Genomic DNA, 12,558 nt, shown 5'->3' on the forward strand with positions numbered 1-12,558 from the left:
GGCCAATCCGCGCCGGTCCCGGTCCCGAATGACTCGTGGAGCCTGCGCGGACGCGGGCCTGCCCGCGTGAAGGATGGGTGGCGTCACGAGCCGCCCGGTGCTTGGAGGAAACATGGGGTCCGCTGGTCTCCGCAGCCATCCACGGCCCGGCCCTGCCGGGCCCGATCTGGAGGAGCTGCTGGTCATGGTGGCCAGGGGCGATCAGGAGGCGTTCAGCCGGGTGTACGACGCGGTCTGCGGCCCGGTGCTCGGCGTGGTCCGCGGCGTGCTGCGCGATCCGGCGCAGTCGGAGGAGGTGGCACAGGAGGTCATGGTGGAGGTGTGGCGGACCGCCGCACGGTTCCGGTCGGACCGTGGCAGCGCCATGACCTGGGTGCTCACCCTGGCCCACCGGCGGGCCGTGGACCGGGTGCGGGCCGCGCAGGCCGCGACGGACCGGGAGCACCGGGCGGCCCTGCTGGACCGGACCCCCGCCTTCGACGAGGTCACCGAACAGGTGGAGGCACGGCTGGAGCGGGAGCAGGTGCGCCGCTGCATGCGCACCCTCACCGAGCTGCAACGGCAGTCGGTGACCCTCGCCTACTACCGGGGACACACCTACCGGGAGGTCGCCGAACTGCTGTCCCTCCCGCTCGGAACGGTGAAGACCCGCCTCCGTGACGGGCTCATCCGGCTGCGCGACTGCTTGGGGGTGACCGCGTGAAATCCGCGGATCTGCACACGCTGACCGGCGCCTATGCGACGCAGGCGCTGCCGGAGGCCGAACGCGAGGAGTTCGAGCGCCACCTCGTGGAGTGCGCGCCCTGTGCCCAGGAGGTGAGAGAACTGACCGCGACCGCCGGACGGCTGGGGCTGGCCGTGTCCATGGTGCCCCCGCCGGAGATGAAGGACCGGGTCATGAGACAGATCGTGACGGTCCGTCAGGAACCGCCGCGGATCTCCCGGCGCCGGGTGAGCGGACCGTCCCGGCGGCGCGCCCGGTCGCCGTACCGGTTCGCGCTGGCGGCGTGTCTGGCCGCCGCCGCGGGACTGGGCGGGGTGGCCGTCTGGCAGCACCAGCAGGTGGACGACGCCCGGCAGGTGGCCCGCCAGGCGGAACAGCGGCAGGAGGAGATCACCAAGGTGCTCGCCGCTCCGGACGCCCGGGCCACCGGGGGCAAGCTGAAGGACGGCGCGTCCGCCACGGTCGTCGTCTCCCGCAGCCAGAACAAGGCGGCGTTCCTCGCCTCGGGCCTGCCGCCGCTGCCGTCGGGCAAGGTGTACCAACTGTGGTTCGCCGACGGTGGGAAGATGCGCTCCGCGGGACTGGTGGAAGCCTCCGCACAGCCGGCGATGCTGATGCGCGGTCCGGTCGGGGATGCCTCGGGGATGGGCATCACCGTCGAGCCTGCGGGCGGCTCCGAGCAGCCGACCACCGATCCCCTCGCACTGATGGAATTCCCGCCCGGCCAGGGCGTGTAGGAGTGGCGCATGAGGGTGTCCATTGCCCTGTTCACATCCGACCTGCGGGTGCACGACCAGCCCGTGCTGCGGGCGGCGCTGCGCGGCGCCGATGAGGTGGTGCCCCTGTTCGTCGTCGACTCCGGCGTACGGGAGGCGGGGTTCGACGCCCCCAACCGCCGGGCGTTCCTCGCCGACTGCCTCGCCGACCTCGACGCCCGGCTGAGGGACCGGGGCGGACGGCTCGTCATCCGTACGGGCGATGTGGTGGAGCAGGTCTGCCGGGTGGCGTACGAGGCCGGGGCGCGCCGGGTGCACATCGCGGGCGGCGTGAGCGGCTACGCGCTGCGCCGCGAGGAGCGGCTCCGGGCGGCGCTCCGGGAGGAGCGGTGCGACCTCCAGGTCCACGACGCCGTGATCACGGCGCTGCCGCCGGGCGCGGTGACCCCGTCCGACCGGGACCACTTCGCCGTGTTCACCCCGTACTTCCGGCGCTGGGAGAGCGAGCGGCTGCGCGACCGGCTGGGGGCGCCCCGGGTCGTACGGGTCCCGGAGGGGATCCGCTCGGACGACCTGGCGTGCCGGACGGACCTGAAGGGCGTCTCCCCGGGTCTGGCCGCGGGCGGCGAGACCGAGGGCCGCCGGCGGCTCAAGGCGTGGACGGACGGCGGGATCGACGCCTACGCCGACCGGCACGACGATCTGCCGGGCGACGCGACGTCCCGGCTCTCGCCCTACCTCCACTTCGGCGCGCTGTCGCCGGTGGAGCTGGTGCACCGGGCCCGTCAGGCGGGCGGCACGGGGGCCGAGGCCTTCGTCCGGCAGCTGGCGTGGCGGGACTTCCACCACCAGGTCCTGGCGGCCCGCCCCGAGGCGTCGTACCGGGACTACCGGACCCGGAAGGACCGGTGGCGGCGGGCCCCGGAGGAGGTCGCCGCCTGGCGGGAGGGCCGGACCGGCTATCCGGTGGTCGACGCGGCGATGCGGCAGCTGATCCACGAGGGCTGGATGCACAACCGGGCACGGCTGCTGGCGGCCAGCTTTCTGGCCAAGACGCTGTACATCGACTGGCGGGTGGGCGCTCAGCACTTCCTGGACCTGCTGGTGGACGGGGATGTGGCGAACAATCAGCTGAACTGGCAGTGGGTGGCGGGCACCGGCACGGACACCCGCCCCAACCGGGTCCTGAACCCCCTGGCCCAGGCGAAGCGCTTCGACCCGCGCGGGGAGTACGTCCGCCGCTGGGTGCCGGAACTCGCCGAGGTGACCGGCCCGGCCGTGCACCGCCCGTGGCACCTGCCGGCGGAGGTCCGCGACCGGCTGGACTATCCGGAGCCGGTGGTGGACCTGGGGGACGGCTTGGCGCGGTTCCAGGAGGCTCGGGGGATCGGGTGAGGGCGCCCGGGGGCCCGGGGGTGTGGTGAAGGCCATGGAATGTAGGGCAGGGCGGGCAGCCCCAGGGCCGGCGCGAGGAAGTCGTTGGCCTCCTCCTCCCACGTCGTGGCCCAGACCAGGTCGAAGGGGAGCGCGGCCAGCGCCGGCCCGTGGTTCGGGTTGAGCCACACCCGGAGCGGCTTCACTGGCTTGTTCGGCAGCCCCCACTCGGTCAGTCGGCGCCGCTCGGACGCCTCCCAGCGAGGCGTGACCAGCCGGTGCGTCTCATAGCCCGCAGGCCGCCGGCGCGGCTTCGCGGCATAGGGATTCAGCGGTCCGTCCACACCACCAACAGCACTGGGCGCACAAGCTCCCTTTCCCCCTGTGGGTCCTGCCCGGCACGGTAGCGGTCGATGACGAGATCGCCCAGCGGAAATCCGGCCGGTGGATCTTGAGACGAGGGTGCTGGTATCCGTGGGGCGAAATCGCTTCGCCTACGGATAACCGGAACAGCGAGAGCAGGCCGAACCTCCCGCGATCCGGGCCATAGCCTGGTCGAACATCGCCCGCCAACGGCCAGGGGCCACGCCATGGCCTGCGGCCACCGCACGTCTTCAGGAGTCCACACACTCCCCGATGATCACGCGGTGGCCGCACCCGTTCCCAGCCGGGTGCCACCCCGAGGCCACGAAACCGGACTGGCGTATCAGGTCCGCCTACACCTCCCGCTCGCCCTGCCAGGTGACCGACGTCAGCACGGACAGACCGCCGTGCGCCATGCCCTTGTAGGTCACCTGCCGGTCGGGGCCGATCTCGTGCGCGACTCGCCTCGCCAGTTCCCTCCCCTCGCGGAACAGCCGTTGCCACTCCTCGTCGTGCGTTCCCTCGTCCCGGTCCTGCACCAAGCGGTTCACCAGTCCGTCGATGCCCTTCGCCCACGCGTACAGACCGGAGACCAGGCCGTCGGACAGGGTCAGCGCGGCGGCGGGATCGTCGGGGAAGAAGTCCCCGAATCCGTCGGCGCGCAGCGGACCGTACTGGTACTCGCCCTCGATCGTGAGGTCGACCGGGTGCGGTGGTGCGTCGTGACGGTCCCGCTCCCAGTGCAGGCGGTCGCAGCCCCAGCACAGCCACTTCGCCGTCCTCTGGTGCTCGTCCCAGTAGCGCACCGTCCACGACGGCCCGAGGCGGGCTGCCAGCCGCTGAGCGATCGTCAGGCCCTGCTTGACGTGCCTGCGCAGGTCCGGGCGGGAGGTGAATCCCCCTGGTGGGCGGGACAGCGACCAGGATCGCAGCGCCTCCGCCAGATCCGCCGGGAGGGACAGCCGGTCATCGTCCAGGGGGACGTGGCGGGTGAAGGCGCCGAGGTCCTGGTGGGCACCGGGGTCCTGCGGCTCGTACAGCGGAGACGGCTCGCCCCGTGCCTGCACGAGGATGTCCCGTGGTTCTTCGAGGGTCATGCGATGTTCGCTCCGATCACATATCCGTTGTCGCCCACGCTAACGGCCACCCGCTGGGTCCTGCCCTGGAAGACGACCTCGAGAATCGGCCTTCCCGCTCCCTGGGTGCCGACCCTCGTCCCCTGGGTCAGAGCCGCCTTGACGAGGGCCGGGACGTCCTCGATCCGGACTCCCGCTTCCGCGAACTCTCCCGCGTGCCGGAACATGATGTGCGTCAGGCCGGCGTTGACGGTGCCCTTCTCCAGCCAGGCCAGAGGCACACCGGGCTTGGCGTACTCGATCACCCAGAGCGTGTCCGCCCTGTTGAACTTCACGCCCGCGTCCTTCAGCTTGTCGAGCAGCTTGGGGTCGAGGGTGCCACGGGCGATCCTGGCGCGTTCCGCTGCGGCAGTCGCGATACGCAGCCCCATGCCCGCCGCGCTCGCGGCGTCGCCGACCTGGAGGGCGCCCTTCTCCCCATAGATCTTTTTCAGATCCGCGAGTACCCGCGCGGCGTTCTCACCGGTCTTGATGGCGTGCTCGGCCCGCAGGGCGAGCTTGGCGGCCTCGGCGAGTTTCGTGGCGACCGAGGTCGGCACGAACATCGTGGCGGCCCAGGCGCACTTGGACTTCTCGCCGTGGTAGCAGCGGGCGACGTCACCGAGCACCAGCTCGTACAGGACTGCTCCGGCCTTTTCACCGAAGAGGTTCTGCCAACCGATCCGAGTGATGTCACCGAAACTGAAGTGGTGGGTCCAGGTCTGTTCCTGGTCCTCGAAGGTGTCCGTGTAGAGGAAGAGCGTGTCCGCCTTCGGGCAGCCTGCCGCAGTGGCGGGGACGTCGGGGTCGAGGCAGTAGTAGTAGCTGACCGTGACGTCGACGTACACCTCGTAGGTGACGGTGCAGCCCTGGGGAACGTAGTCGCACGGGTTCAGTTGCTTGGCCGGCTTCGACTCCGTCATCTTGTCAACGACGTAGAAGACGCGTTCGACTCCGGTTCCGGAACCTTCGGAGACCTGCCGGTTGGCCTCTTTCCGCTCGGCCGATTCCGCGGCTTCCTGGGCTTCCTTGGCATACCGTTCGGCTTCCGCGGCGGCCTGTTCGGCTTCGGTGGCGGCGGCGTCGGCGCGGTCGGCGGCCGCGCGGGCGTCCTTGGCCGCCTGTTCGGCCGTGGCTGCGGCTTCACGGGCGGCGGCGGCGTCGAGGGCGGCCTGGTCGGCGGAGTCCCGGGCTTCCGTGGCGTAGCCCTCGGCGCGCCCGGCTGCCCGGTCGGCGGCGTCGGCGTCCTCGGTGGCCTTGTGGTCGTACTCGATGGTGCGGGCCAGAGAGGCCGAGGCCTTCGCAGCTGCCGCGGCGGCCTCGGCCGCGTAGCCCAGGGCCTCCTTGGAGTAGGTGCGGGCGTCCGCCGCGTGTCCGGCGGCGTTGGCCGCGTACTGGTAGGCGATCTTCGCGTCGCCCGTTGCCTGCTCGGCGGTGTTCTTCGCCGCTGCGGCCTCGGCCTGCGCGTTCTCGGCGTGGGCGTCGGCGACTGCCTTCTGCTGATCGGCGATCGACTTCGACGCCTGCCCGGTCAGCACGACCAGGCTCGCGGCCGAGTCGGTCGTCGCGTAGGGCGAACCGAGCTGGATCGCGTCGTTCGCCGGCTTGGCGACCTGGACGGCGGCGTTGCCCGCGTCGACCGCTGCCTGCGCGGTGACATGGGCGAATCCTGCCGCCTTCGCCGAGGCGACCAGGGCCTTGGCGGCTTCCTTGTTCGCTTCGTCGGCGTGCGACTTGGCGGTCCTGGCCAGCTTCTCCGCTTCCTCCGCCAGCTCGACGGCCGTCCGGGCTTCCTGGGAGGCGTGCTGTGAGGCCTTGATGGCGTCGGCGGCGGCGCTGGTCGCGGTCCGCACCGCGGCGTCGGCCTTCAGCTTGGCGGCCTGAGCCGCGTCCGCGTTCGCACGGGACCGCTTGGCGGCCGCTTCGGCGCGAGTGGCCGCGGCGTCCGCCTCGGCGGCCGCCTCGGTCGCGGCATCCGCCGCCGAACGGGCCCGGCCTGCAGCCGCTTCGGCGTTGTCCGCATGCCGGCCGGCCTCGTCGGCGGCGGCGCGGGCAGCGTCTGCCGCGTCGCCTGCGTCCAGTGAGTCGGCGTAGGCACCCTTGGCATCAGCCTTGGCCCGGGCGGCGTCGGCCTTCTGCTCGGCGTCCCAGGCATCGTCCCGCTTCGCCTTGGCGCTGTTGCGGGCCGTGACCGCGTCGTCCCTGCGCGCGGAGGCGGTCGCCTCGGCTGCCTCGGCCTTCTCCTTGGCGTCCTGGGCGTTCGCCGCCTCGGTCTGTGCGGTCCTCTTGTGCTGCGCCGCTTCGGCCTGCTTGACGGCGGCGGTCTCCTTCTCCGCCTTGGCCGTCTTCTCCTCGGCCTCCGCTGCCAGCCGCTTGGCATGCGCGTCGGCAGCTGCGGCCTTCGCATCCCCCTCGGCCTCAAGGGCTTCGGCAAGCTTCGCCTCGGCCGTCTCCTTGTCCTTCCTGGCGTTGTCCCGGTGCTCCTTCGCCGCGTCCGCCGCTGCCTTCGCCTGCAGCTCGGCCGAGTGGGCGGCCTCCTTGCGGAATTCCGCGTTGACCTGCGCGGCCTGCGCCATCGCACGCTGCGCGATGGTGGCACTGTCACCGGCCGCGGCACGGGTGGTCGCCTCGGCGGTCTCACCGGCCTTCACCATCGCCGTCAGCGCCGCCACAGACCCCTTGGTGACCTGCGCCTTCTGCTGACCGACCAGCAGACCACGACCTCGCGGGGCACCGGCCGCGTCCGCGATCCCGTAGGCCGCCTGCTCAGCGGCGTCCGATGTGGCGGCCGCCTTCCGGGCGTTCTCCAGCTGGGTCCTGAGCGCGGCGACGTGCTTCTTCGCCGCCGCCTGGGCATCGGTGACGGTCTTCCTCGCCTTGTCGAACTGCGCCTTCTCCGGGTACAACGGGCCGTCGGTGCCCTGGTGACCGGACGGCTTGATCAGGAACTTCTGCGTGCCGGTGTCCTTGCAGTCCCACAGCCGCGCGTCCGTGTTCTTGGTGAACGCGCTCAGATCGAGGCACTTGCCCGTGGACACACTCTTCAGCGGCGAGGACGCCCGGACATCGCCCGCCCAGGACTGGCCCTTGGACTTGTAGCAGTCCGAGATCTGGATCTTCGTGCCGTTCGCCGACGCGTTCCCCGCCACATCCAGGCACTTCTGCGAGCCGACGTTACGAAGGTGGAGATCGCCCTCACTGCCTTCGAGTGTCCACTGCTGCGCCGCGCCGTTGTTGCAGGTGTAGACCTGAACCGCCGTGCCGTTGGACTTGCCACCGCCCTGGACCTCCAGGCAGTTGCCCTTCGCCCCGGGGATCTCGATGGTCACATGGCTGTCGCCGATCCAACCCAGCCCGCCCGCGGACCAGTAGTCCTGCCAGCGGGTGGAGTAGTCCGCGAGCCATGACTGGCCGAGGATCTGCCCCAGGGTGAACGTGCCGTCCTGCAACGCCTTCGTGGCGGTGGAACCGGCGGCCAGGATCTGCTGCCGCTGCGTGGCCTGCGAGGTGAGCTCCTGCTGCCACTCGGCGGACGCCTGCGCCACCTCCTTGCCGAGAACCCGGTTCGGGTCGATCGGGTCGTGCCACGCACAGGACGCGTAGCGCGCCTTCAGGTCCTCGACCGCGACGCGGAACTCCGCCGTGTCCGCTGCCGGGGCCGTACGGGGGAAACCACCGGACGCGAGGAAGAGGCGAGCATCATCGGCGAACACGCGGGGAACGAACATCTGGTTCGGTTCGATCTTCCCGGAGTTCTTCTTCCACAGGGTCCACGCCTCCCGCTCCTCCGGCGTCCCCCCGGTGGTGTAGAGCGGGTCGCCGATCGCGAGCGCGGCGGCCTTCGTCCGGTCGTCGGCGGTGGGTGACGGGTCATGGAACGGGGAGAACAGGTCGATCCCGTTGAAGTACGCCTGGTACAGCCAGGGAAGCAGCCCGGTCCTGTCGTAGATCTTGTTCGCGTCCCGTGGCGCGCCGGGGTAGGACTCCAGGCCGCTCACGGCACCGGACCACGCGGTTCCCTGCTTCTGGACCTTGTCGACCCACTGGTCCGCGCTCGCTCGGTCCGCGTTGAAGGCCTGGTGCAGCGGCGTCTTGTCGTTGAGGACGTCCCGTTCGAGCTTCTGGTGGAGCTGGTCGGGCGGCAGCCCGATGGCGTTCTGCGCGAGGGCGGACACGTCCGGCCCGCCCATGCGCAGGGCCTCAGCGGCCACACACTGATCCTCGCGCAGCCGTTCGGCCGCTTTGGCGTCGTAGCCGTCGTACGAGTCCCCGACCGGAGCCATGCGTTGTCCGGCAGCCCGGGGGACTCCACCGGGCTGGACGCCGAGGCCGCCGAGGACAGCCAGGGCAACGGCGGCCGTGACGGTGGAGGTGAACGCTGCGGATAATCGTGATTCGGGCTTGAACAACCCCGGTTTGAGGCGCAAGGAAGCATCCTTTGTGGCGAACGTGGGCGGGCGGGGGTGTCCCGCCCGAAGCTGGTGGCGATGCGCGTGGGTCAGCGCGTGGTCCCGGCGCAGAGGCAGCGGGTGCGGCGACCATGGCGGCGTTCACATGTGGCCGGTATCGCCGAATGGCGATGCGTCTCTCCCTGTGACGGGCCTGTCCCTCGGGCCGCCGAATGACGTGTGCGCGTCACGGCATGGCCAAGACCACATCCGTGCACGCAGCATCCACTTTAGCCGCAGGCCGGCAGAGCCAGGAAAGCGCGACGCGGCCGTTCCGAGGAGCGCGGCCGCTCCGGTTCTCGCGGCACAGGGCGCACAAATGCCAGTTCAAGCCCGGCTTTTCATGTGTGGATCATGTGAAGGGGAAGTGCAGGGAGTGTCGATTCCCCGCCACAAGTTGGCCTGAAGTCGCATACATATCGAGAGCCGAGGCCCCTCTCCCCGGGCTGCCGCCCCTCACCCCCCGTGCGGTGGCCGGGGAAAGAAGCCGCTGGTGCGCGCCCGGTAGTCGGCGTAGCCGGGGCGGTCGGCCATGTGGCGTTCCAGGAGGCGTTTGCCGCTGCCGTTGATCAGGAGGCAGCTCATCACCAGCGGGGAGACCAGGGTGAGCGCGGCGGCGGCCGGGGCGCCGCAGGCGAGCAGGTACAGGCCCCACCAGACGCAGAAGTCGCCGAAGTAGTTGGGGTGGCGGGTCCAGCTCCACAGGCCGCGGTCCATGATGCGTCCCCGGTTGGCCGGGTCGGCCTTGAAGCGGGCGAGCTGGAAGTCCCCCACGGCTTCGAAGACCAGGCCCAGCAGCCAGAGAGCGGCTCCGGCGGCGGCGAGGGCGTCCAGCGGGGCGGGGACGTATCCGGCGGCCTGGACGGGTAGGGAGACCAGCCAGACCAGCGCGCCCTGCAACACATAGACGGTCCGCAGCGCGTAGGCGTTGCGGCTGCCGGGGGCCTTGGCGAGCATGCGCTCGTAGCGCGGGTCCTCGCCGTGGCCGCGGCCGCGCCGGGCGATGTGCCCGGCGAGCCGCAGTCCCCACACCACGGTGAGCAGGGTGACCAGCAGCCGTCGCCCGTCGTCGCCGTGGCCGGCCGACATGCCGTACGACGCCAGGGCGACGGCCGCGAACGCCAGGCCCCAGGCGACGTCGACGATCCGGTGCACGCCCTTGGCCAGGGCGACGCCGAAGGTGGCGAGCATGACGGCGAGGGCCACGGCCGCCGAGACGGCGAGGCCGGTGCCGAACGCGGCCCAGGGAAAGCCGTTCACGGTCCGTCACCTCCGGGGTACCAGGCGCGCGGCGTGGCGGGCAGCTCGCTCACCCCCTCGGGCGAGGGGCGGACGGCCAGGATCTGGTCGACGCCCATCCGGCGCTCCTCGAAGGCCAGCGCGGCGCCGACCAGGTAGAGCCGCCACACCCGGGCGGTCTGCGGGCCGACCAGGGACAGGAACTCCGGCCACCGCTCCTCGAGCGTACGGTGCCAGGCGCCGATCGTGCGGACGTAGTGCTCCCGGAGGGCCTCCACGTTCCGCACTTCGAGGCCCGCGCCCTCCAGGAGGGAGAGGGTCCCGCCGAGCGGGCGCATGTGCATGTCGGGGGCGATGTACGTCTCGATGAACGCGCCGCCGCCGGGGGCGTTCGCGCCGCGGGACATCTGCTGGACGAGCGCCCGGCCCCCCGGCCGGAGCATCAGGTGCAGGGTGCGGGCGAAGTGCGGGTACTCGGCGTCGCCGACGTGTTCGCCCATCTCGATCGTGGACACCGCGTCGTACCCGCCGCCCGCGAGGTCCCGGTAGTCGCGGAGCTCGACCTCGGCGAACTCCTCCAGGCCGCGGGCCCGGATCTCCTCGCGCACGTGGTCGCGCTGTTCGCGGGAGAGGGTGACGGCGGTGACCCGCACCTTGTGCTCCTGCGCGGCGTGCAGGGTGAGCGAGCCCCAGCCGCAGCCGATGTCCAGCAGCCGCATGCCGGGCCCGAGCCCGAGCTTGCGGCAGATCAGCTCCAGCTTGTCGCGCTGGGCGTCGGCGGGTCCGTACTCGGGGTCCTCGCTGGTCCAGTAGCCGCAGGAGTAGGCCATGGTCTCGTCGAGGAGGAGCCGGTAGAAGTCGTTGGAGAGGTCGTAGTGGTGGCTGATGGCGGCGCGGTCGCGGGCCTTGCTGTGCAGGCTGCCGCTGAGGCCGGCCGGCGTGCCGGGGGCCGGCGGGCGCGGGCCGACGGCGCCGAGCCGCAGGGCGGTTCCGGCGGCCCGGGCGAGGTCGGCCGCGGAGGGCCGGGGCGCGTGCAGACCGCGCTCGCGGACCGCCCGCCAGACGGTGCGCAGGCCGTCGGCCAGATCGCCCTCGATGTCGATCTCACCGGCGATGTAGGCCTGGGCGAGGCCGAGTTCGCCGGGCTGCCAGAGCAGCCGGCGCAGGGCACGCCGGGAGCGGAGGACCACCACGGGTGCGTCCTCGGGGCCGGCGGCGCTGCCGTCCCAGGCTCTCAGCCGTACGGGCAGCCGGCCGCCGAGGAACTGCTCCAGCAGCGGTGCGAGGTGGTGGGCGGCGCCGGTCATCGGGCGGTCTCCTCCTTCGTCAGCAGCAGTTGCCGCACATCGAGGTAGCGGGACCGGAAGCCCGCCTCCGAGTAGGCGAGGTAGAAGGTCCACATGCGGCGGAACGTGGCGTCGAAGCCGAGCGCGCCGACCTCGTCGGCGCGCTCGGTGAAGCGTTCCCGCCACAGGCGGAGGGTCTCGGCGTAGTGCGCTCCGTACGCCTCCGAGGCGGCCACCCGCAGCCGGGTGCGGCCGGCGGTGGCCTGCTCGATCGCTTCGGTCGAGGGCAGCTGACCGCCGGGGAAGATGTACTTCCCGATCCAGGTGAACGTGGTGCGGGTGGCCAGCATCCGGTCGTGCGGCATGGTGATCGCCTGGAGGGCGGCCCGGCCGCCGGGGACCAGCAGCCGGTCCAGGGCGGAGAAGTAGACCGGCCAGAACTCGGCGCCGACCGCCTCGATCATCTCCACGCTGACGACGGCGTCGTACTCCCCCTCGACCTCGCGGTAGTCGCGGAGCAGCACCGTGACCCGGTCGGCCAGGCCGGCCTGTTCGATGCGGCGTACGGCGAGGTCGCGCTGTTCTGCGGAGAGCGTCACGGAGACGACCTCGGCGCCGCGGGCCGCCGCACGGAGGGCCAGTTCGCCCCAGCCGGTGCCGATCTCCAGGAGCCGGGTGCCGGCGCCGACCCGCGCCAGGTCCAGCAGCCGGTCGATCTTGCGGTGCTGGGCGGCGGGAAGCAGGGACTGCTGGGCGGGGAAGCCCCGGAACACCGCCGAGGAGTACGTCATCGTCGGGTCGAGGAAGAGCGCGAAGAGGTCGTTCGACAGGTCGTAGTGGCGGTGGATGTTGCCGCGCGCGCCGTCGGGGGTGTTGCGCTGGGCGGCGGGCCGCCGCCGGGCCCACAGCCCGCGCAGCCGCTGGAGGGGTCCGGGGATCAGGGTGGCGACGTGCTCGGCGACCGCGGACAGCACGCCCACCAGGTCGTCGGTCTCCCACTCCCCCGCCATGTACGACTCTCCGAAGCCGATGGTGCCGGTGGTGCCGACGCGCCGGAAGAAGGCGTCCGGGTCGTGGATCTCCATCAGCGGGCCCCCGGCGCCGAGGGTGTCGCCGCCGCCGAGGCGCACCCGGAGCGGCAGCCGGGCCAGGGCGCGGCGCACCAGCGCCTCCGCGGCGGCGGCGCGCGGCCGGGAGCACCGGGGCACGGCGGCCACGTCGGGCCACCGCTCCGGGTCGGCCGTGCGCACGGCGGGGGCGGCCGGACGGGCGGCCGGCGCGGAGCCGGGGGCG

At 72.1% G+C, this 12,558-nt stretch carries 8 protein-coding genes and 1 pseudogene; 3 read left to right on the forward strand and 6 right to left on the reverse strand.

Annotated features, from left to right (window positions below; all coding sequences use genetic code 11):
- Nucleotides 1-112: 112 nt before the first annotated feature.
- The 3 genes from ACFYYR_RS03920 to ACFYYR_RS03930 are packed head-to-tail and all read left to right on the forward strand — an operon-like array spanning nucleotide 113 to nucleotide 2,835.
- Nucleotides 113-703: a sigma-70 family RNA polymerase sigma factor gene (locus ACFYYR_RS03920; protein WP_388846611.1), complete on the forward strand. Its 591-nt coding sequence runs from the start codon at nucleotides 113-115 to the stop codon at nucleotides 701-703.
- Nucleotides 700-1,461: an anti-sigma factor domain-containing protein gene (locus ACFYYR_RS03925; protein WP_388846613.1), complete on the forward strand. Its 762-nt coding sequence runs from the start codon at nucleotides 700-702 to the stop codon at nucleotides 1,459-1,461. Before ACFYYR_RS03920 ends, ACFYYR_RS03925 begins: the two co-directional genes overlap by 4 nt.
- A 9-nt stretch (nucleotides 1,462-1,470) precedes the next feature.
- A complete protein-coding gene (locus tag ACFYYR_RS03930; protein ID WP_388846615.1) occupies nucleotides 1,471-2,835 on the forward strand; it encodes a cryptochrome/photolyase family protein in 1,365 nt (454 codons plus the stop codon).
- 5 nt (nucleotides 2,836-2,840) lie between these two features.
- Here ACFYYR_RS03930 and ACFYYR_RS03935 read toward each other — a convergent pair.
- The 6 genes and pseudogenes from ACFYYR_RS03935 to ACFYYR_RS03960 all read right to left on the reverse strand — a co-directional run.
- A pseudogene (locus ACFYYR_RS03935) lies at nucleotides 2,841-3,172 on the reverse strand (hypothetical protein); the annotation flags it as partial.
- 358 nt (nucleotides 3,173-3,530) lie between these two features.
- Nucleotides 3,531-4,274 carry a hypothetical protein gene (locus ACFYYR_RS03940; protein WP_388846617.1) on the reverse strand — a complete coding sequence of 248 codons (744 nt, stop codon included), beginning with the start codon at nucleotides 4,272-4,274 and terminating at the stop codon, nucleotides 3,531-3,533.
- Nucleotides 4,271-8,575, reverse strand: coding sequence for a ricin-type beta-trefoil lectin domain protein (locus ACFYYR_RS03945; RefSeq protein WP_388846619.1), 4,305 nt, complete (start codon nucleotides 8,573-8,575; stop codon nucleotides 4,271-4,273). The genes ACFYYR_RS03940 and ACFYYR_RS03945 overlap by 4 nt, the downstream gene beginning before the upstream one ends.
- Before the next feature lie 621 nt (nucleotides 8,576-9,196).
- Nucleotides 9,197-10,000 (reverse strand): DUF1295 domain-containing protein, encoded by an 804-nt coding sequence (locus ACFYYR_RS03950; RefSeq protein WP_388846621.1) that lies wholly within the window; start codon nucleotides 9,998-10,000, stop codon nucleotides 9,197-9,199.
- Nucleotides 9,997-11,286, reverse strand: coding sequence for a class I SAM-dependent methyltransferase (locus tag ACFYYR_RS03955; RefSeq protein ID WP_388846623.1), 1,290 nt, complete (start codon nucleotides 11,284-11,286; stop codon nucleotides 9,997-9,999). The genes ACFYYR_RS03950 and ACFYYR_RS03955 overlap by 4 nt, the downstream gene beginning before the upstream one ends.
- On the reverse strand, nucleotides 11,283-12,515 hold the full coding sequence (locus ACFYYR_RS03960; protein ID WP_388847252.1) for a class I SAM-dependent methyltransferase: 1,233 nt from the start codon (nucleotides 12,513-12,515) through the stop codon (nucleotides 11,283-11,285). Before ACFYYR_RS03960 ends, ACFYYR_RS03955 begins: the two co-directional genes overlap by 4 nt.
- Nucleotides 12,516-12,558 lie beyond the last annotated feature (43 nt).

The sequence above is a fragment of the Streptomyces sp. NPDC001922 genome (assembly GCF_042891165.1).
In the GTDB taxonomy this organism is placed as follows: Bacteria; Actinomycetota; Actinomycetes; order Streptomycetales; family Streptomycetaceae; genus Streptomyces.